Annotated in this window: 22 protein-coding genes and 1 pseudogene; 7 read left to right on the forward strand and 16 right to left on the reverse strand. The window is 64.8% G+C overall.

The window, feature by feature from the left end; translation table 11 throughout:
- Nucleotides 1–24 precede the first annotated feature (24 nt).
- The gene (locus D1012_RS16370; protein ID WP_118154763.1) at nucleotides 25–1,353 is read left to right on the forward strand and encodes a GH1 family beta-glucosidase; all 1,329 of its coding nucleotides are present in this window, start codon (nucleotides 25–27) and stop codon (nucleotides 1,351–1,353) included.
- Nucleotides 1,354–1,371: 18 nt separating this feature from the next.
- A complete protein-coding gene (locus D1012_RS16375; RefSeq protein ID WP_233517156.1) occupies nucleotides 1,372–2,346 on the forward strand; it encodes a glucokinase in 975 nt (324 codons plus the stop codon).
- A 6-nt stretch (nucleotides 2,347–2,352) separates the two neighbouring features.
- On the opposite strand, the gene D1012_RS16380 is transcribed toward D1012_RS16375, so the two are convergent.
- On the reverse strand, nucleotides 2,353–3,012 hold the full coding sequence (locus tag D1012_RS16380) for an alpha/beta hydrolase (RefSeq protein WP_435530931.1): 660 nt from the start codon (nucleotides 3,010–3,012) through the stop codon (nucleotides 2,353–2,355).
- Entirely contained in the window at nucleotides 3,012–3,641 is a 630-nt protein-coding gene (locus D1012_RS16385) for a DNA-3-methyladenine glycosylase family protein (protein ID WP_118154772.1), read from the reverse strand. The genes D1012_RS16380 and D1012_RS16385 overlap by 1 nt, the downstream gene beginning before the upstream one ends.
- 99 nt (nucleotides 3,642–3,740) lie before the next feature.
- Between D1012_RS16385 and D1012_RS16390 the strand changes: the two genes are divergently transcribed.
- Nucleotides 3,741–4,946, forward strand: a complete 1,206-nt coding sequence (locus D1012_RS16390; RefSeq protein ID WP_118155164.1) for an MFS transporter — start codon at nucleotides 3,741–3,743, stop codon at nucleotides 4,944–4,946.
- A 66-nt stretch (nucleotides 4,947–5,012) separates the two neighbouring features.
- On the opposite strand, the gene D1012_RS16395 is transcribed toward D1012_RS16390, so the two are convergent.
- The 4 genes from D1012_RS16395 to cysS all read right to left on the reverse strand — a co-directional run bounded on the left by D1012_RS16395 (nucleotide 5,013) and on the right by cysS (nucleotide 9,750).
- Complete coding sequence (locus D1012_RS16395; protein WP_118154775.1) at nucleotides 5,013–5,777, reverse strand: squalene/phytoene synthase family protein; 765 nt, start codon at nucleotides 5,775–5,777, stop codon at nucleotides 5,013–5,015.
- Complete coding sequence (locus D1012_RS16400) at nucleotides 5,774–6,478, reverse strand: class I SAM-dependent methyltransferase (RefSeq protein ID WP_118154778.1); 705 nt, start codon at nucleotides 6,476–6,478, stop codon at nucleotides 5,774–5,776. The genes D1012_RS16395 and D1012_RS16400 overlap by 4 nt, the downstream gene beginning before the upstream one ends.
- Nucleotides 6,475–8,142: a citramalate synthase gene (gene cimA, locus D1012_RS16405; RefSeq protein WP_118154781.1), complete on the reverse strand. Its 1,668-nt coding sequence runs from the start codon at nucleotides 8,140–8,142 to the stop codon at nucleotides 6,475–6,477. The genes D1012_RS16400 and cimA overlap by 4 nt, the downstream gene beginning before the upstream one ends.
- 72 nt (nucleotides 8,143–8,214) lie before the next feature.
- A complete protein-coding gene (gene cysS / locus D1012_RS16410) occupies nucleotides 8,215–9,750 on the reverse strand; it encodes a cysteine--tRNA ligase (RefSeq protein ID WP_118154784.1) in 1,536 nt (511 codons plus the stop codon).
- Nucleotides 9,751–10,003: 253 nt separating this feature from the next.
- On the opposite strand from cysS, the pseudogene D1012_RS23260 reads away from it, so the two are divergent.
- Nucleotides 10,004–10,453: pseudogene (locus D1012_RS23260) on the forward strand (TPM domain-containing protein); the annotation flags it as partial.
- A 34-nt stretch (nucleotides 10,454–10,487) separates the two neighbouring features.
- Nucleotides 10,488–10,850, forward strand: coding sequence for a hypothetical protein (locus D1012_RS16420; RefSeq protein ID WP_118154787.1), 363 nt, complete (start codon nucleotides 10,488–10,490; stop codon nucleotides 10,848–10,850).
- A gap of 17 nt (nucleotides 10,851–10,867) precedes the next feature.
- Here the strand turns inward: D1012_RS16420 and D1012_RS16425 are convergent, their stop codons facing one another.
- The 8 genes from D1012_RS16425 to D1012_RS16460 form a co-directional block, all read right to left on the reverse strand.
- Nucleotides 10,868–12,670 carry an ABC-F family ATP-binding cassette domain-containing protein gene (locus tag D1012_RS16425; protein WP_118154790.1) on the reverse strand — a complete coding sequence of 601 codons (1,803 nt, stop codon included), beginning with the start codon at nucleotides 12,668–12,670 and terminating at the stop codon, nucleotides 10,868–10,870.
- Between the two features lie 109 nt (nucleotides 12,671–12,779).
- The gene (locus D1012_RS16430; RefSeq protein ID WP_118154793.1) at nucleotides 12,780–13,571 is read right to left on the reverse strand and encodes an SseB family protein; all 792 of its coding nucleotides are present in this window, start codon (nucleotides 13,569–13,571) and stop codon (nucleotides 12,780–12,782) included.
- A gap of 1 nt (nucleotide 13,572) precedes the next feature.
- Nucleotides 13,573–14,157 (reverse strand): uracil-DNA glycosylase family protein, encoded by a 585-nt coding sequence (locus D1012_RS16435; protein ID WP_118154796.1) that lies wholly within the window; start codon nucleotides 14,155–14,157, stop codon nucleotides 13,573–13,575.
- Nucleotides 14,154–15,227 (reverse strand): ABC transporter ATP-binding protein, encoded by a 1,074-nt coding sequence (locus D1012_RS16440; protein WP_118154799.1) that lies wholly within the window; start codon nucleotides 15,225–15,227, stop codon nucleotides 14,154–14,156. Before D1012_RS16440 ends, D1012_RS16435 begins: the two co-directional genes overlap by 4 nt.
- Nucleotides 15,228–15,241: 14 nt before the next feature.
- Nucleotides 15,242–16,048, reverse strand: a complete 807-nt coding sequence (locus tag D1012_RS16445; RefSeq protein ID WP_118155168.1) for an ABC transporter permease — start codon at nucleotides 16,046–16,048, stop codon at nucleotides 15,242–15,244.
- A gap of 10 nt (nucleotides 16,049–16,058) precedes the next feature.
- Nucleotides 16,059–16,940: an ABC transporter permease gene (locus tag D1012_RS16450; RefSeq protein WP_118154802.1), complete on the reverse strand. Its 882-nt coding sequence runs from the start codon at nucleotides 16,938–16,940 to the stop codon at nucleotides 16,059–16,061.
- A 176-nt stretch (nucleotides 16,941–17,116) separates the two neighbouring features.
- A complete protein-coding gene (locus tag D1012_RS16455) occupies nucleotides 17,117–17,371 on the reverse strand; it encodes a hypothetical protein (protein WP_118154805.1) in 255 nt (84 codons plus the stop codon).
- A gap of 211 nt (nucleotides 17,372–17,582) precedes the next feature.
- Complete coding sequence (locus tag D1012_RS16460) at nucleotides 17,583–18,986, reverse strand: aminotransferase-like domain-containing protein (protein WP_118154808.1); 1,404 nt, start codon at nucleotides 18,984–18,986, stop codon at nucleotides 17,583–17,585.
- A 102-nt stretch (nucleotides 18,987–19,088) separates the two neighbouring features.
- On the opposite strand from D1012_RS16460, the gene D1012_RS16465 reads away from it, so the two are divergent.
- Nucleotides 19,089–19,301 carry a DUF1127 domain-containing protein gene (locus D1012_RS16465; protein WP_118154811.1) on the forward strand — a complete coding sequence of 71 codons (213 nt, stop codon included), beginning with the start codon at nucleotides 19,089–19,091 and terminating at the stop codon, nucleotides 19,299–19,301.
- Between the two features lie 132 nt (nucleotides 19,302–19,433).
- Nucleotides 19,434–19,643 carry a hypothetical protein gene (locus D1012_RS16470; protein ID WP_147335722.1) on the forward strand — a complete coding sequence of 70 codons (210 nt, stop codon included), beginning with the start codon at nucleotides 19,434–19,436 and terminating at the stop codon, nucleotides 19,641–19,643.
- Nucleotides 19,644–19,655: 12 nt separating this feature from the next.
- Here the strand turns inward: D1012_RS16470 and D1012_RS16475 are convergent, their stop codons facing one another.
- Nucleotides 19,656–19,907 (reverse strand): hypothetical protein, encoded by a 252-nt coding sequence (locus D1012_RS16475; RefSeq protein ID WP_147335723.1) that lies wholly within the window; start codon nucleotides 19,905–19,907, stop codon nucleotides 19,656–19,658.
- A 5-nt stretch (nucleotides 19,908–19,912) separates the two neighbouring features.
- Complete coding sequence (locus D1012_RS23185; RefSeq protein ID WP_267897833.1) at nucleotides 19,913–20,044, reverse strand: hypothetical protein; 132 nt, start codon at nucleotides 20,042–20,044, stop codon at nucleotides 19,913–19,915.
- Nucleotides 20,045–20,052 lie beyond the last annotated feature (8 nt).

Consider the following 20,052-nt stretch of genomic DNA (forward strand, 5'->3'; position numbering starts at 1 on the left):
GATCTTACCTGAAAGACTTCCCGCATGTCCTTGTCCCGTTATGACTTTCCGCCCGGATTCCTGTTCGGCGCCGCCACCGCCGCCTATCAGATCGAAGGCACGGCGTTCGGCGGCTGTGGGCCCTGCCACTGGGACAGCTTCGCCGCCACCCCCGGCAATGTGACCCGCGCCGAAGACGGCGCACGCGCCTGCGACCATTACCACCATTGGCCCGCCGACCTTGACCTGCTCAGGGCCGCGAACATGGATGCCTACCGCTTTTCCACCTCCTGGGCGCGGGTGATGCCCGATGGCGTCACCGTGAACCCCGAGGGCCTCGATTTCTACGACCGCCTCGTCGATGGTATGCTGGCCCGCGGCCTCAAACCGTTCCAGACGCTCTATCATTGGGAAATGCCCTCGGCACTCGCCGATCAGGGCGGCTGGACCAACCGCGACACCTGCGCCCGCTTTGCCGATTTCGCCCAAACCATCACCGAACGCCTCGGCGACCGTGTCGCCAGCATTGCCACCATCAACGAGCCATGGTGCGTCGCCTGGCTCTCGCATTTCATCGGCGCCCATGCGCCGGGCCTGCGCGACATCCGCGCTGCCGCCCGGGCCATGCACCACATTCTGCTCGCGCATGGCATGGCGGTGGAGCGGTTGCGCGATATGGGCCAGAAAAACCTCGGCATCGTGCTCAACTTTGATTACGCCCAACCCGCCAGTGACTCGCCCGAAGACCAGACCGCCGCCGCCCGCTGGGATGGCATCTTCAACCGCTGGTTCATCGAGGGCATCACAAAGCAGAGCTACCCCGAGATCGTGATGGAGGGTCTCGCCCCCCACATGCCGCAGAACTGGCAGGACGACATGCCGCTGATCGGGCAAAAACTCGACTGGCTGGGCGTCAACTACTATACCCGCCACCTCAACGCGCATGACCCGGCTGCGCCTTGGCCGCACCTGCGCGACGCGCAAGGACCGCTGCCGAAAACCCAGATGGGGTGGGAGATCTACCCCGACGGCCTGCATCATTTCCTCACCCGGCTGGCCCGCGACTATGTCGGCGATCTGCCGCTTTACGTCACCGAAAACGGCATGGCCAATGCCGATCTGGTGGAAAACGGCACCGTCACCGACCAGATCCGCGAGGAGTTCCTCTTCGCCCACCTCGCCGCCACCCGGCGCGCGATCACCGACGGCGCCAATGTGCAGGGCTTTTTCTACTGGTCGCTCCTCGACAATTACGAATGGGCCGAGGGTTACGAAAAACGCTTCGGCCTTGTGCATGTCGATTTCGACAGCTTGGCAAGGACCCCCAAATCCTCGTATCACGCGTTGGCTAGGGCCCTGGCCCGCAACGACTGAAGCTCAAGGATGCCGCCCATGACCCTCGCCCTCCTCGCCGACATCGGCGGCACCAACACCCGCGTCGCTCTGGCCGAGGGCGCCCGCGTCCTGCCCGACAGTGTCGCCCGCTTTGCCAATGCCGAGTACAAGGCGCGCGGGCAGGACATTGCCGACATCCTCGCCGATTACCTGAAGTCCAGCGGCCAAACCGTATCGGGCACCTGTGTCGCGGCGGCTGGCCCGGTGCAGGATGGCGTGGCTAACATGACCAACCTCGACTGGGTGATCGACGCGGACAAACTGCGCGCCGCCACCGGTGCGCATCACACCGCCATCCTCAACGATCTGCAGGCGCAGGGCCACGCGCTTGGCCATATCGCCGCCGCCAACCTGCGCCCGGTCACCGATGGCCCCAAAGTCTCCGGCACCATGCTGGTGGTCGGCCTCGGCACCGGCGTCAACGCGGCCCCCGTGCACGGCAGCGGTGCTGCGCGCATCGTGCCGCCTTCGGAATGCGGCCATGTCAACATGCCGATCCGCTCCGAAGAAGACCTGGCGCTGATGCGCTTTGTTGAATCGCTGCTCGCCACCCGCAATGAGATCGCCCATTGCGGCGTCGAAGAGGTGCTGTCGGGCCGCGGCCTGATCAACCTGCACGCCTTTGCCGCGGCGCAGGCGCAACAGCCCGCCGCGACCAGCTCGGAGCAGGTCTTCGCCGCGCTCGAGCGGGGTGACCCGGTCGCCACCCATGCCGCCACCCTCTACACCCGCATTCTGGCGCAAACCCTGGCCGACCTTGCGCTGATCCACCTGCCCTATGGCGGCATCTACCTGATCGGCGGCATGGCCCGCGCCATGACCCCGCATTTCGCCCGCCTCGGCCTCAGCGGCCATTTCCGCGAACCGCGCCGCGTTGATCTGCTGGAAAACGACTTCTCGATCACCGTGGTCGAAGACGATTTCGCCGCCCTCACCGGCTGTGCCGCCTATCTTGCGGCCCAGTCCGCCTGACCGCGTCTACCCCGGCAACCGCTCGCGCAGAAACTGCAAGGCCACGCCCAGCCCGTCCGGCGCGATCCCGTGTCCGGTGCCCTGCATCACATGGCCAAACACCTCAAACCCGGCACCCAGCAGGGCGTTCCCGGCCAGAGACATATCGGCAAAGGGCACCACCGGGTCCTGATCGCCATGGATCAGCAGCACCGGCGGCTGAACCATCGTCTCGGTCGCCAGCAACTCCGGCGCCAGCAACCGGCCCGAGATCGCAACCACCCCCGCCACCGGCAGAGGGCGGCGCGGCGCGATATGCAGGCTGATCATCGCGCCTTGCGAAAACCCGACCAGCGCCAGCGCCTCCGGCCCCACGCCCTCGGCGCGCAGCACACCATCCAGAAACCCGTTCAGATCTTCCGCCGCCCGCAACAGCCCGGCGCGGCTGTCAGCCTCGCTCGATCCATCGAGCCAGGGGATCGAAAACCACTGCCGGCCAAAGCCGTTGCCCGCGCAAGGCTCCGGCGCGTCGGGGGCGTAAAACGCAGTATCGGGCAGATGCGGTGCCAGAGGATCGGCCAGCCCGAGCAGATCCGCGCCATCGGCCCCATAACCATGCACAAAGACCACCGCGCTTTTCGCACGCCCCTTGGCCGCACCGCGCCGTGCCGATTGCAACTCCCGCATCACCGTATCCCCTCGCGTTCCTTTGCGGCCCGGTAATAGGCCCAAAGCACCCGTGCCGCAACCGACCGCCACGGGCTCCACGCTTCTGCCATCGCGCGAAACGCCTTTTCGGTGGGCCGCGCCTCCAGCCCGTAGAGCAGACGCGCCGCCTCCTGCAGCGCCAGATCGCCGGGGGCAAACACATCCGCCCGCCCCAGCGCAAACATCGCATAAATCTCCGCCGTCCAGGCCCCGATGCCCGGCACCGCGACCAGCGCGGCGATGACCTGATCATCGGGCAGACAGCGCAAGCCTTCAAAATCAATGCCCGCCCGCGCCAGCGCCAACCCGTAGCGCGCCTTTTGCCGCGATAACCCCACCACGCGCAACGACTCATCACTGGCCTGCGCCATCACGGCAGCCTCCGTCAGCCCAGCCGCCTCCAGCCGCGCCCAGATCGCATTGGCCGAGGCAACCGAAACCTGCTGCGACACAATCGCCGACAACAGCGCGCCAAAGCCATCGGCCTGCCGCCGAAGCGGCAGCGGCCCGCACAAGGCGACTGCCTGCGCCATCCGTGCATCGCGCGCCGCCAGCCACGCCGCCCCCTCACTCACGCAGGCGTCCGTCTGAATGATCCGTCCCACCATGCCCGCACCCTGCCCCGGCGTGCGCGCGCAGGCAACCCGGTCCTTGCGCCAAAACGCCTCTTGCCCGCCCCAGCCAAACCGCCTACCGCTATGGCCATCATGACTCAGGATGCCCTCGCCCGCCGCAATGTGTTTGTCCTTGTCGCGGCGCAGGCCGTGCTGGGGGCGCAGATGCCGATGATTTTCACCATCGCCGGATTGGCGGGGCAAAGCCTTGCCCCCAATGCCTGCTGGGCCACCTTGCCGATCACCCTGACCGTGATCGGCTCGATGCTCACCGCGACGCCAATCTCGGCCTTCATGCAACGCTTTGGCCGCCGTGCGGGCTTTGTCGCGGGCGCCATCGGCGGTGCCATCGGCGCGGCCATCGGTGCCTACGGGCTGATGACCGGCAGTTTCCTGTTGTTCTGCCTCGGTGGCCTGTTCACCGGCATCTACATGAGCGCGCAGGGGTTTTACCGCTTCGCTGCCGCCGACACCGCCTCTGAGGCGTTCCGGCCAAAGGCGATTTCCTGGGTGATGGCCGGGGGCCTCTTGTCCGCCGTCCTCGGGCCGCAACTGGTCAAGGCCACGGCAGAGGCCATGGTGGTGCCCTTCCTTGCGACTTATCTCGCGGTGATCGGGCTGAACCTTGTCGGCATGCTCCTGTTCTTCGGCCTGTCGATTCCAAAACCCAAACCCCCGGCCGCCGGTGCCCCTGTGGGCCGCACACGGGGCGAGCTGATCCGCAATCCCACCATTGCCGTCGCGATGATCTGCGCCACTGTCTCCTATGCGCTGATGAACCTCGTGATGACCTCCTCGCCGCTTGCCGTGGTCGGCTGCGGCTTTGAAACCAATGATGCCGCCGATGTCGTCACCGCGCATGTGCTGGCGATGTATGCCCCCAGCTTCATCACCGGCCATATCATCGCCCGCTTTGGCGTCGAGCGGGTGATCGCCCTTGGCCTGATGATCCTTGCAGGCTCCGGCGCGGTGGCAATGGCGGGGGTGGAGCTTGAAAACTTTTTCATCGCCCTGATCCTGCTGGGGGTGGGCTGGAACTTCGGCTTCATCGGTGCCACCACCATGCTGACCAGCGCACAGCGCCCCGAGGAACGTGGGCGGTTGCAAGGCCTGAACGACCTGATCATCTTTGGCGGCGTCTCCGTCGCCAGCTTTTCCTCCGGCGGGCTGATGAACTGCTCCGGCGGCTCAGTGCAGGCCGGGTGGCAGCTGGTCAACATGGCGATGTTGCCGTTTCTGGTGGCGGCTGGGGCTGCGCTGATCTGGCTCTGGCTGCGACCGCGCGAGATGCGCAGCTGACAGTATGGGCTGATAGGCCGGAACGCCTCCGGCGGGAGTATTTAGAAAGCAGCAATCCGCAAAGGGTCAGAACAGACCTGTCGTTGCCTGCCACAACAACCGGCCCCGGCGGGCGAAGTCTGACAGCTGCAAACGGCCGTCGCCCACCGCCGCCGGATCGCGCGACGCCTGTTTCATCAAACCCTCGGCCTGCCAGCCCGCCAGCAGCGCTGGACGGATGGCGCGTGGCACCGTGGCGGTTGCCTTGCGGGCAGCGTTGAGCCGGATCAGCCCACGCACCGCCAGCTGCGCCACCGCCTCGGGCCGGCCATCCAGCAACGGCACCCGGCCCCGCGCCGCAAGCTCGGGAATTGCGCGCAGATACTGCGCCAGCGCCGCTGCCCAGCCATAGGCACGCACCGCAGGCTCTGCCGTCGCAGACGCGCCCAAGGCACGGGCCGACAGCCACATCAGCCCTGCGCCGGTATCCTCCAAATAGGCGTCCATCGCCGCCTGATCCTCGAACGGATCGCGGTAGATATCCCAGCGCCGCGCCTCGATCATCCGGTCCAGTACGTCGAGCGGTAAAGCCGCCTGTTGGATCAGCTCGTGCAAGGGCCGCGCCACCTCATGCGCGCGAGGGGCGGGCTCCGCCACCACATCGCGCCACCATTGCAGCCGCATCTCGGCGATCATCGGCTCTTTGCTGACCCAAGGCGCGCGCGCCACTTCCAGATTGAGCGCATAGAGCGGCAACAGCCGCGACCGCGCAGCCAGCGGCGCTGCCATCACCGCCAGAAACCGGTCAGGATCACCGCGCTGGACCAGAGCGGCGCAGGCATCAAGGCTCATACCGGGCGCACCACGCTGAGATAATAGCCATAATCGCCGCCATGAGTGCGCCACAGCTCGATCTCGGCCTGTGTGGCATCCAGCACTTCGGTCAGCTCCGCATCGGCACCGGGACGCAGCGCCGCCATCCGCTCGGACAGCGGGCCATAATACGCCTCCCATGCCGCAGCCCCCAGCCAGCGCGCGCCCAGAATGCGGTAGCCTGCGCCTTCGATCCGGGCGATATGGCCGGGCAGATCCATCATGCCGGGATAATCGCGGTCCCAGAACGCCCGCGCTGCCGCAGCCGGGCGGCCAGTGCGCCACAGGCAATCGGAAAACGCGACCACGCCCCCCTGCGCCAGATGCGGCCGCCACGCCGCCAAGGCCGCCGTGACACCGGGGCCGTAGGCCGCCCCCGCCGACCAGATCAGATCATAAGACCCGTCCAGCACCAGCATATCGCCGACCTCTGCCTTTACCTCCGGCTGCTCGGCCCGGATCCGGTCGATGAACGGCGCGTGCAAATCGAGGCCCTCCAGCCGGGCCGCCGGGCGTTTCGCGCGCAACAGCGCCAGATCGGCTCCCGGCCCGCAACCGGCATCCAGAATCCGCGCCCGCACCGGGGTTTGCGCGACATCCAGCGCCCAGGCCAGCGAGTCGGCGTCGCCCGGTGCCTCGCGCGGCAAGCCGGAATGCACCGTGAAAAACGCATCCTTCATTCCGCAGCCTCCTGCACCGGCTGGCCCAGATCGCGGATCAGCTTCCATTGGATCGCATCCAGCAGCGCCTCGAAACTGGCATCGACAAGGTTCGCGCTGACCCCGACGGTGGACCAGCGCCGCCCCTCCAGATCTTCGGAATCGATGATCACACGCGTCACCGCCTCGGTGCCGCCTTGGGTGATCCGCACCTTGAAATCGACCAGCTTCATGCTGTCGATACAGGCCTGATACGGCCCCAGATCTTTCGCGAGGGCTTTCGCCAGCGCATTGACGGGCCCGCGATCGGTGCCGGTCTCGTCCATCGACTCACTGACCGACAGCATCTTGCGATCCCCGATCTTGACCACGACCACCGCCTCCGACAGGCTCACCATCCGGTCATATTTGTTCTTTCTGCGCTCCACCGTCACCCGGTAGCGCTTGACCTCAAAGAACTCCGGGCATTGCCCCAGCGTGCGCCGCGCCAACAGCTCAAAGCTGGCCTGCGCGCCGTCATAGGCATAGCCCTGATCCTCGCGCTCTTTCACCACCTCCAGAATCCGCCCCAGCCGTGCATCCTTTGGCTCCACCACCAGCCCCGCCTGCGCCAGCCGCGCGCGCAGGTTCGACTGCCCGGCCTGATTGCTCATCGGGATCACCCGCTCATTGCCGACAGTCTCGGGCGGCACATGCTCATAGGTGGCGGGGTCTTTCAGAATGGCCGATGCATGCAGCCCCGCCTTATGGGCAAAGGCCGAGGCCCCGACATAGGGCGCCGCCCGCAGCGGCACCCGGTTCAGAATGTCATCCAGCACCCGGCTGGTCTTCAGAATGCCCGCCACAGCCTCACGGCTCACCCCGGTCTCAAACCGGCTGGCATAGGGCTCTTTCAGCAGCAGCGTCGGGATCAGGCTGACAAGGTTCGCATTGCCACAGCGCTCGCCCAAGCCGTTGAGCGTGCCCTGCACCTGCCGCACGCCTGCATCCACCGCCGCCAGCGAACAGGCCACTGCCGTGCCGCAATCGTCATGGCAATGGATGCCCAGCCGGTCGCCCGGAATCCCGCTCGCAATCACCTCTGCTACCACCCGGCCCACCTCGGCCGGCAAGGTGCCGCCATTGGTGTCACACAGCACCAGCCAGCGCGCGCCCGCGCCGTAAGCCGCGCGCAGACAGTCCAGCGCATAGGCCGGATTGGCGCGGTAGCCGTCAAAGAAATGCTCGGCGTCAAACAGCGCCTCACGCCCACGCGACACCACATGCGCCACGCTTTCGCCAATCGCCGCCCGGTTCTCGGCCAAGGTGCAGCCAAGCGCCGTGGTCACATGAAACTCATGGGTCTTGCCCACAAGGCACACCGCCTTGGTCCCCGCATCCAGCACCAAGGCCAGCACATCATCATTCTCGGCCGAGCGTCCGACCCGCTTGGTCATGCCAAAACCCGTCATCACCGCCCGCGTCGCAGGCGCATGGGCAAAAAACTCGGAATCGGTCGGATTGGCCCCCGGCCAGCCGCCCTCGATGTAATCGACCCCCAGCGCATCCAGCGCCTGCGCGATCTGCCGCTTCTCAGCCACCGAGAACTGCACCCCCTGCGTCTGCTGCCCGTCGCGCAGGGTGGTGTCGTAGAGATACAACCGCTCACGCATCGCTGTGCCTTTCATCTTGGCCCAAATACTCATCTGCCGGGCCGCCAGAGCCGACGCCGACCAGACCGTGCCTCCGCACCCCCCGAATTTTCGCAGAAAATTCGTTCACTTCAGCGCCTCCAGCTTTGCAGGATCGAAGTCAGGACCGGGCACAAGCTCGACACCTTCTTTCGACATCCGCACTTCAACGCCTGCCGCAATCAGTTCAGCCTTCATCTTGTCTACAATGGTAAAATTCTTCGTGTTGCGTGCTTCATTGTAAGCCACAAAGAGCGTGTTTTCTCTGTCCACAAGATGAGAAACCAAATCGTAGGATTTCTCTGCTGCTTTTCTCCGACCGGCTTTATCCGGATCGAGTTCGTCAAAACCCAGGAAAGCCAATGACTCGAAGAACGCAATCGTAAGCGGGCTATCGATGGACCCCTTGTCTTGGCTCTGGACATCAACCACCATTTTATGCAGCCGGCTCAGGGCCATGGGTGTATTGAGATCATCTGCAACAGCCGCAACGACGTCACTGTCTGCACCAGCACCGGTGAAAGGTCTTTGCTGGTCTGAAAGCCGTTGTTGCTTGAGCCGTTTCCACCGCCTCAGATGATTGAACGCCTCCCGCGCCTTCTCCGCCGTCCAGTCCATCGGCTTGCGGTAATGCGTGCTCAGCATCACAAACCGGATCACCTCGCCCGGATAGCCCTGCTCCAGCAGATCGCGCACCGTAAAGAAGTTGCCCAAGGACTTGGACATCTTCTTGCCCTCGACCTGCAGCATCTCGTTGTGCAGCCAGACCCGGGCAAAGCCATCTCCCTGCCCCGCAGCCCCGCCATGGGCGCAGCAGCTTTGGGCGATCTCGTTCTCATGATGCGGAAACTGCAGGTCCAGGCCCCCGCCGTGAATGTCAAACGTATGCGGCTGCGCCAGCGCGTCCGGGGACAGGCCCGATTTCACATCCTGCCACAGCAGCTTGTCCGCCATCGCCGAGCATTCGATATGCCAGCCCGGCCGCCCAAAGCCCCAGGGGCTGTCCCAGCCCGGCACACCGGCGTCCGACGGCTTCCACAGCACGAAATCCATCGGGTCTTCCTTGAACGGCGCCACTTCGACCCGCGCGCCTGCGATCATGTCATCGACCGACCGCCCCGACAGCGCGCCGTAAGCCCCATAAGACCGCACCCGGAACAGCACATGGCCCTCACGCTCATAGGCATGGCCCTTGGCCACCAGCCCCGCGATCATCGTGATCATCTCGCCGATGTACTCGGTCGCGCGCGGCTCGTGCGTCGGGCGCAGCGCGCCCAAAGCATCCATATCGGCGTGATACCAGGCGATCGTTTCCTCGGTCCGCTCGCGGATCAGCGCTTCCAGCGTGCCGCTGGCCCCGGCCTGCTGCCGCCGCAACGCCTCGGCGTTGATCTTGTCATCAACATCGGTGAAGTTGCGCACATAGGTCACATGATCCGCGCCATAAACCTCCCGCAACAACCGGAACAGCACATCAAACACCAGCACAGGCCGCGCATTGCCCAGATGCGCCCGGTCATAGACCGTCGGCCCGCAGACATACATCCGCACATTGCCCGCATCCAGAGGCACAAAATCCTCCTTGCGGTGGGTTTTGGAATTGGTCAGCCTGATCGTCACCATGTCGCAAGTCCCCTATGCGCAACAACATCCCGGCGCGGGGTCTGGCAACGTTCATCCGGTTCGGGACTGTTGACAAGCGCCGCGCGACCAAAGGTCAGCCGGTAATGCAGCAGCAGATGATGCACATCATTGTCATGCCGCAGGTGTAGCGCCAGCACCGCCCCGCGCCAAGCCCTTTTTGTGCCCCGGCCCCGCAAGAAGACATCACCCGCAAAGCCTGCCATACTGCCCCAACCCCGCCACAGGACACAGCATGCGCCTTCTCCTTACCCTGTTTCTCCTCCTCGCCCCGCTGTCGCTCGCGGCACAACCCCTGCCCGACCCGCTCAGTGATACCATCAGCGATTACGCGAACCTGCTGCCGCCCGAGACCGCCGCCCGCGTCACCGACGCCCTGACCAAGGGTCGCGAAGAGACCGGGGTGCATGTCGTGCTCGTCACCATGGACCGCATCGCCGATCACGGCGGCGCAGGCGCGCGGATCGAGGATTACGCCAAGCGGCTGTTCAACCAATGGGGCGTTGGCGACGCCACCCGCGATGATGGCATCCTGATCCTGATTGCCCGCGACGACCGCGAAATGCGGATTGCCCTTGGCGCGGGGTATGAAGTGATCTGGGACAATGCCGCACAGCGCGTCATCGACCGCGCTTTTCTCCCCGCCTTTCGCACCGATGATTACGCGGGCGGGATCGAGGCCGGGGTCGCCGCCACTTTTGAGTTGATCGCCAGACCCTATGCCGCCGGCAATCCGCCACCAGAGCCCGAAACGTCATGGCAAGACATTCTGCCCTTTGCCGTTCGGCCTCATCGGCACCGCCATTGTCGGCCTCATCGCCCGCACCGCCCTCGGCGATGCGCTGGTGCGGATGCGCAAATGCCCGACCTGCGGCAGCCGCAGCCTGAGCCGCCGCCGCAAGGTCATCAGCCGCGCCACCACCGCCCAGGCGGGCCATGGCATGATGCACACCCATTGCAGCTCTTGCGGCTGGGACAGGTCAGAGCCCTACCGCATCGCGCAACGATCGAGCAGCAACAGCTCCTCGGGCGGCTTCGGCGGTGGCTCATCCTCAGGCGGCGGGGCGACCGGCCGCTGGTAGCTCACAGGCTCTTGGCGTCAGGCGCGTTCTTCCAGCGCCAGCCATTCGGCCTCGGCGGTCTGCAAGGCAATCTGCCGCTCGGTCAGCGCCTCGGTGCCCTTTTTGAACTTCACCGGGTCTTTGCTGTACAGATCCGGCACCGCCAGAAACTCCTCCAGCTTCACGATCTCGGCCTCCAGCCGTGCGATGATCGCAGGCAAATCATCCAGCCGCTTGCGCTCGGTAAACGACAGCCCGGTATTCTTCGACGGTTTGGCCGCTTCGCGCGGCGGAGCGGCCTTGCCCGCCGCTTTCGCCGCAGCCGCCATCGCTTCGGGGCGTTGTGCGGCATAATCCGACCAGCCACCGGGGTAAGCGGTGGCCCGGCCATTGCCCTCCATCGCCACAGTGGCGGTGGCAATCCGGTCGATGAAATCCCGGTCGTGGCTGACCAGCAGCACGGTGCCGTCATACTCGCCCAGCACGTCCTGCAGCAGATCCAGCGTTTCCACATCCAGATCGTTGGTCGGTTCGTCCAGAATCAACAGGTTGCTGGGCCGCGCCATCAGCTTGGCCAACAACAGCCGCGCCTTCTCACCCCCCGACAGGCTGCGCACCGGGGCCCGCACCTGCCGCTCGTCAAACAGGAAATCCTTGAGGTAGGCCACCACATGCTTGGGGTTGCCGCGCACCATCACCTGATCAGATGCGCCCGACACCGCCATCAGCGGATCGCCGGTCAGGTTTTCCCACAGCGTCGCATTCGGGTCCAGCTGGGCGCGGGTCTGGTCAAACACCGCAATCTCCAGATTGGTGCCCAGAATCACCGAGCCTTCATCCGGTGCCACTTCCCCGGTCAGCATCTTCAACAGCGTGGTCTTGCCCACACCATTCGGCCCGACAAAAGCCACCCGGTCACCGCGCAGCACGCGCAGGTCAAACCCCTCCAGAATGGTCTTGTCACCAAACCACTTGCCGATGCCGCGTGCCTCGATCACCCGCTTGCCGCTGGTGGTCCCGGCTTCCATCTCCAGCGCCGCCGTACCCTGACGGCGGATCTGGCTGCCGCGCTCTTCGCGCAAAGCCGCGAGGGCCCGCACCCGGCCCTGATTGCGCTTGCGCCGCGCCGAAATCCCCTCGACCGCCCATTTCGCCTCGGCCTTGATCTTGCGGTCCAGCTTGTGACGGGCCTCGTCTTCCTCGGCCCAGACGGTCTCGCGCCATTCCTCGAACCCGTCAAACCCGCTCTCGCGCCGCCGCACCTCGCCCCGGTCGATCCACAGCGTCGCCTTGGTCAGCGCGCGCAAAAACGTACGGTCGTGCGAGATCAGCACAAAGGCGGTGCGGGTGCTGGTCAGCTCCGCCTCCAGCCATTCGATCGCCTGAATGTCCAGATGGTTGGTCGGCTCGTCCAGCAGCATCAGCTCCGGCGCTTCGGCCAGCAGCTTGGCCAGCGCCGCGCGCCGCCGCTCGCCACCGCTCGCGGTCGCAACCGGCGTCTCGGGGTTGAACTTCAACCCTTCGGCCACCATCGCCACCCGGTATTCCTCGCCCTCGTCGAGCCGGCTCGCCGCGAAATCCCCCAGCGTCGCAAACCCCGACAGATCGGGATCCTGCTCCATATAGCCGACGCTCACGCCCGGAGACACCACACGGGTGCCGCGGTCCACCTCGACCAGCCCGGCCATCACCTTCATCAGGGTGGACTTGCCCGAGCCGTTGCGGCCCACAAGGGCCACCCGGTCACCGGGCTGGATCACCAGCGACAGGTTGTCAAATACAGGGTTCCCGCCAAAGGTCAGCGAGATATCGGAAATCTGGAGAATGGGTGCGCGTGCCATGCGCCGTCAGGTATGCGCGCCCGCCTGCGGCGTCAAGCCACCTCATCCCCCTCAGGCTTGCTGCTTTCAAAATACTCCGGGGGGAGGCGAAGCCGGGGGGCTGCCCCCCCTACACCAGCCGGGGCGGGCGCTTCGGGTCCATTCCGGGCGCAGACCCCGGCACCTTTTGCTCTTCTTCTACCTCCGGCAGATCAAAGCGCAGGGCCACCCGCGCCATCGCTGCCACCGCCGGATCGACGCTGTGCAGAAAGGCCACGTCCAGCTCCCCGGCTTCGATCCCCGAGAACACCAGCGCTTCTGATGCCGCCCGCGCCAGCGCCGGTTCCGCCCCCGGAGCCACATCGAGATAGGCCAGCATATGCCCGCGCCGTCCGCCGCGATAGGTCACCCCGGCCAGCAGCGCGCCACTGGCCAGCCCCGCCGCCCGCGCCAGCTTGGCATCCAGCCCGGTGACCAGCGCTTCGGGCACCGAAGGCGCGTGAAACTGTTCGGGCAGCGCCTCCACCGCCTCCGGCCCCTCGTCCAGCGTTTCGGCCAGCCAGTCCATCGCCTCTGGCGGCAACAGCATTTCCGACCGCCCGACGCCAAGGTTGACCCCCAGCCCGATGCCCTGCCCCTTCAGCAGCCCGGCGATCACCCGGCCCGGCAGGGCCGCATAGGGCGCGATGCCGCCGGTAAACCCGGCCAGCCGCTCCTCACGGTCAAACACCAACACAAAGCGGCCGTCTTCCAGATCAAACACTTTGGGGTCCAGCGTATTGCCCTGCGCCTCGCGCTCCAACAACAGGAACATCTCGCCATCCGCCAGCCGTTCAAAGAACCGCAGACGCAGCGCCTCGTTCTCGGGGTCGGCATGCACGGCGGCATGGGCGGCGTCCAGCAGGCTTATGATCTCAGACATCTCAATTCTCCATCACCCCGGCCACCGCGCGCTGCAGCGCAGGCAGCAGCTCGGTCGCAAACCACGGGTTGCGTTTCAGCCACCCGGTATTGCGCCAGGACGGATGGGGCAAGGGAAAGATGCCGCGCGCGGCATATCTGCGCCAATCCGCCACCGTGCCGGTGACATCGCGCGCGCCCAGATGCCAGCGCATTGCCGCCCCGCCAACCAGCAGCGTCAGCCGTACCTGCGGAAGCGCTTCTATCACCCGCGCCCGCCATGTCGCGGCACAAATAGCAGGCGGCGGCAGGTCCGCTCCGCGCGCATCATAGCCCGGAAAGCAGAAGGCCATCGGCACAATCGCCACCCGCTCCAGATCATAGAATGCCTCCGGCGACAGCCCGCACCAGTCGCGCAACCGATCCCCTGACGGATCGGTAAACGGCTGGCCCGAGGCATGCACCCGCGCGCCCGGTGCCTGCCCGGCGATCAAGAGCCGCGCCGAAGGCCGGAACCACACCACCGGGCGCGGCGCGTGGGCCGTAGCCGTCGCGGCAAACCGCGCCGCACACAGCCGACAGCCCGCAATCTCGTCGCTTAAGGTCAGCGGAACAGCACCAAAGCGCTGGGGCTCCAGGCCACATCGACCGATGTGCCCACATCCAGAATCGGCCGCCCCGGCGTGTTGCGCATCGACAGCCGCACCTCGACATCGGTGCCGCCCAGATAGACATCGTAATAGGTCATGTCGCCGAAATAGATCACCTCGTCGATGATCCCGTCCACCGTGCGTTCGGTCGTGGTCTGGCCCGGATACATCAGCGTCAGCGTCTCAGGTCGCAGGCCGACCATCGGTGCATCGCCCTGCCCCGCCGGGCATTGATCGGCATTCAGCAGCGCGCGGCCCAGCCCCTTGGCCTCGACCTCGATCTGCCCGCCCTGCTCGCCAATCACCTGCGCCGGGATAAAGTTCATCGTACCGATGAAATCCGCCACTTTCTTGGAGTTCGGCCGCCGGTACAGTGTTTCGGGGTCGGCCAGTTGTGCAATCTCGCCCTCGAACATCACGGCGATCCGGTCCGACATCACCAAGGCTTCTTCCTGATCATGCGTCACCAGCACAAAGGTGATGCCGACCTGCCGTTGCAGCTTGATCAGCTCCACCTGCATATGTTCGCGCATTTTCTTATCAAGTGCCGACAAAGGCTCGTCCAGCAACAGAACTTTCGGCTTCAGGATCAGCGCCCGCGCCAGCGCCACCCGCTGCCGCTGCCCGCCCGACAGCGCATGTGCCGCCCGCGCGCCATAGCCTTTCAGCCCGACCATCTCCAACGCTTCTTCAACGGCTTTCGCCTTTTCCGCCTTTGACCGCGGGTCGCGCCGCAGGCCAAAGCCCACGTTCTCGCCCACACTCATATGCGGGAAAATCGCATAGGACTGGAACACCATATTGGTGGGCCGTTCATTGGCGGGCACCTTCGCCATATCCTTGGCGTCAATCAGCACCGCGCCGGAATCGATCCCCTCGAACCCGGCAATCGTGCGCAAGAGCGTGGTCTTGCCACAGCCCGACGGCCCCAGCAGCGAGAAGAACTCCCCCGCGCGGATCGAGCCGCTGATCCCGCGCAAGGCGTGGTAGTCGCCATAATACTTATGAACATCGCGGAATTCGATCATGGTGGATGTGTCGCTCACAAAAAGCCTCCGGTATCCTTGCCGCCGGTTTTCGCGATGCCGCGACGGCGGAAAAATTCTGCGATGGAAAGAAGGATCACCGACACCAGCACCAGAATGGTGCCAAGCGCCAGCATGGCGGGAACCTTGGCCGGAAAGCGGAACTGGCCGTAGATATAGGACGACAGCACCGTATCGGCCCCGGCAAGGAAATAGGCGATGATGAATTCATCCAGCGAAATCGTGAAACAGATCAGCAGGGATGACACGATGCCGGGGGCAACCAGTGGCAGGATGATCAGCCGGAATGTCGAAACCGGCCCCTCGCCCAGATCATAGGCGGCTTCCTCCAGCGATTTGTCGAGGCTTTGGAACGCCGAAGACAGGATCGCGACCGAAAACGGCGTGGTGATCAGCACATGGCCCAGAATGACGGTAAAGATCGACAGGGGCACCGAAATCGCCAGCAGCACGACCAGAAGCGACATCGCCACAATCATCTCGGGCAGCACCAGCGGCAGCATGATCAGCCCGACCAGCCCACCCTTGCCCGGAAAGCTGTAGCGGGTGCTTGCCCGCGCCCCGAACACGCCCAGAATGGTGGCAATCACCGCTGTGGAGCCGGAAATGGTCAGCGAATTGCGCAACGCCTGCCACAGCTGCCGGTCGGCCCACATCTCGGAAAACCAGTTTGTCGTGAACCCCGCCAAGGGAAAGGCGATGATGCGCGAATCGTTGAATGCAAACAGCGGCAGCAGCGCAATCGGCGCATAGAGAAAGATCAGATAGCCAATGGCATAGGCGCGCAGGCCGGGGGATTTCATCATGCCACTCCTATTTCTGCGGCCCGAGAAAGCGTCGGTTGACCATCACGAACGCCACCGAAATCAGCGCCACGATCAGCATCGCCGACACTGCAATCGCCGAGCCAAGCGGCTTGTTGTTGATCTTGAGCATCTGCACCTCCATCATGTTGGCGATCATCGGCAGCTTGCCGCCGCCAATCAGATCGGGCGTCACATAGTCGCCGATGGTCGGAATGAACACGATCAGCACCGCCGCAATCACCCCGCCCATCGACAGCGGCAAGGTCACCCGCCAGAACGTGCGCAACCGCGACTCCCCCAGATCCTGCCCCGCCTCCAGCAGGCTTCGGTCGATCTTTTCCAACGCGACAAACACCGGCAGGATGGCAAACGGCGCATAGGCATGCGCCAGCGTCACCACCAAGGCGCCGACATTATAGTTGATCCAGGTCAGCGGCTCATCGGTGATGCCCAGCCCCATCAGCCCCGAATTGATCACGCCGTTATAGCCCAGGATCACCTTCCACAAGAACACCCGGATCAGATAACTGGTCCAGAACGGAATGGTGATCAGAAACAGCCACAGCGACTTTTTCGACGGATGCACGTGAAAGCTGACGAAATAGGCAATCGGATAGGCGATCACCACCGTCACCACCGTCACCGACAGCGCCACGATCAGCGACCGCAGCATGATCGCGCGGTAGACCGGACCGGACCAGACCTCGATGTAATTGGCCAGCGTGAAATCCCAGGTGATCACCCCGCGCCCGCCGGTCAGCAGCGAATACAGCACCACCGTTCCCAACGGCGCCGCCAGCAGCAGCACAGCATACACAGCCGTCGGACTGATCATCAGCAGGCCGGACCGGGCCTCGGACCGGCCAAGGACGGAATTCGATTTCGCCATGTCACCCCCGTTGTGCCCGCTCTGTCGGGACAGCCAGATGCCGCTGTGCCGCGACTTTGATCAAAACTTAGTCGCAAGCGCACAAGGCTGGCAAGTGCCCTTGTACCTTCCACGAAAAAAGCCGGACCACAGGCCCGGCTTTGCACAACATCAAGGCAGAGCTTCGGGCCGCGCGCCTAGCCCGCAATCCGCTCAATCGCGATCGCGCGCTTTTTCAGCTCGTCATAGAGCGACGGCACCACCCGCACCGACCCGACTGCGGCGCGCAGAGCATCAGACAGCCGCGCCTCGGTGGCCATGCCCGACACCCGCCACACCATGCGCCGGGCCACACCATCATCATAGACAATCTCGGTGGCCCCGGCACGTTTGCGATAGCCCAGAAAATCAGCCCCGCCATGCGGGGCATGGAAAGTGGTTTGCTGTCCCATAATTAGGATCGTCCTGTCTTTTATCTGTGCATGTCGTTGCATGCGTCTGCTCGTTATCGCTTGAAGATGTGCTACGCCCCCGGCCCCCGTCAAGCGTTCCGCACGCGCGGTGAAACGCCGGGCATAAATTCCCGGCCAAGGGAGTCATCCGTGCAACACCACCGCAATCCGGCCATGCCTGCGCCACAATCGCGCCACAGTTCCTGCCCGATCAAACCATCAGCTCGGCCGGCGGCTGCGCCAGCAAGCGCGCCAGCCGCATGATTCCATCCTCGAACCGCGCCATCGGCACATTCCCCGCCAGCGCCACCCGCACTGCATTGGGCGCGCGGCCATGGATCAGCGCATATTCATCGGCAGAGCGTATCATTACCCCGGCTGCTTCGGCATGGGAACAAAAGCTGCTGGCCCGCCACCCCGAGGGCAAGCGCAGGAAAATGAACTGTAACCCCGGCTGCCAGCTCAGATCAAACGCCCCCAGAGCATTGACCGCAAACTGCAGCCGCGTCTCCAGCTCTTCCTGAACCAATGTGCGCAACCGCGCCCCGTCGCCCGATTGCAACAAATGCAGTACAATCGCCTCGATCGGGCGTGACAGCGCAAAAAACGCATGTTGCGCCGTCAGCCGCCCGGTCGGCCCCATGCCGGTCGGAGCCACCAGATAGCCAAAGCGCAAGCCCGCCGAGATGGTTTTCGACAGGCTGCCAACATGCCAGACCCGTTCGGGGGCCAGGGCGCGCATCGAGGGCAAGGTGCTGGTGGCCACAGAATAACAATCATCATCAATGATTTGCAGATCATAGCGCGTGGCGATGGCGACAATCGCCTGCCGCCGCGCCAGCCCCATCCGCCCGGTGGTCGGGTTCTGCGCCTCGGTGGTCAGGCACAGAACCTGCGCACCATGGCGGCGGCAGGCTTGTTCCAGGGCTTCGGGTACAATCCCCTCGGCATCAATCTCCACCGCGACCACCTCGGCCCGGCTCAGCCGCGCAGCGTGGCGAAAACCGGGATAGGCCAGCTCTTCGGTCAGCACCACCGGGCGGTCGCCGCGCAGACAGCACATGAACACAAGGTTGATCGCATTCTGCCCGCCATGGGCCAGTACAATGTCCTCTGCCGACACCGGCCCCAGCACCCTGTCCGACACCCACTCACAAATTGCCGCCCGCAGCGGCAGTTCGGCCTGCTGGCTGGGATAGTCGATCCAGTCCGTATCTGTATCCGCGCCAAGCGCCATCAGCGCCGCCGAAATCGCCGCGCCCTGCCCGACATCGGGTAAAATCGGGGCACGCAGATCGACCTTGCCCTTCACCCGCGCCGGTTCGCGGTCAACGAACAGCGGCTGCGTCGGGCCCAGACGCGGTGCATTGGCCGCGACAAAGGTGCCCCGGCCTACCGTTGCCGCCAGCATCCCCTCTTGCGTGGCCAGACTGTAAGCCCGCGCCACTGTGCCCGGCGTCACCTTCAGCTGCCAGGCCAGCTCGCGCACGGTCGGCAATTGTGCGCCTGTCTCCAACTCTCCTGACCGGATTGACTCGCGCAATGCGCGGGTCAGGGCCAGATACTTGGGGCCATCCGCATCGGACAGCTTGGGAAGCCATATTGTATCAGCCACAATGTTCCTCTGGCGATAGGGATTGAACCTTTGTATCTTTATCATATGGCAAATCACGCCATTGTATCAATACAAATTCTCACCCCTGATAAGGAATCCGTCATGTCTCCCGCTGAAACGCTGGTCTTCCGCCCCGCCTCCCTCCCTCCGCTGTCGCGGCTGGTGCTGGCCGCTGCGGTCCGCGTTGTGGTCTGGGAGGATCGCCGGCGTACCCGAAAGGATCTCAGCCGCCTTGACACCCACCTGTTGCGCGACATCGGCATCGACCCGATGACCGCCGAGGCCGAGGCGAACCGCCCGTTCTGGCAGGCCTGAGCCTGCCAATTTGCTCCCAAGGTTTCCCCTGACTGGGCCGGATTTATCCGGCCCGTTTTTTTGGTGACAACCCGCCTCACTTGGGCCTTTGCTGTCCCCACACCGATGCGGGCGGGCAGAAAGGCGGGACACATGCTGCGGATCATCTTGCAATGGCTTGGGGTCGCGATCATCCTTGTGTCCATCGGCGGCTGGTGGCTGCTGGATGGCTATGGCTGCGCGTTCAACACCAGCGGCTGCGCGCGCCTGCTGCCCCGGCTGACGCGGGAGGTGGTCAAGGTTCTGACGATTCCGATTGGTCTGGGCCTTCTGCTGATCGTACTGGCCCGGCGCAAAAGCTGACCCCGCTCCGGCTCAGCCCCGGTCGCGCCACAGGTCCAGGTACAACGACACCCCGACCCCGATGACGAAGCACGGCAGAATGGCGATCAGGCCCAAAGATGCCGCCCCCATCTCGCAGCCGCCCGAACTCCCCGCGCCGCAGCCCCCCGCCAAGTGCGAAATCCCCAGCACGCTGAACATGATCATCATCGGCAAAACCAGCGCTGCGACCAGACCCAGCCCAAATGCCCGTAACCCGATGCTGAGCGCCGTGCGCCTGCCCACGGCCCTCACTCCCGTTCGCCGCATTCGACCAATCCGTTGGGAATGGCCACGCAGTCATGTGTCAAGCTTGGGGGCGCTTCGGGCGTCGCGGTGCAGGCCGTCAGAAACAGGATCACCGCCATAACGCCACCCCGCATTGCAATCC

This window comes from Pseudotabrizicola alkalilacus (assembly GCF_003443995.1).
Lineage (GTDB): Bacteria > Pseudomonadota > Alphaproteobacteria > Rhodobacterales > Rhodobacteraceae > Pseudotabrizicola > Pseudotabrizicola alkalilacus.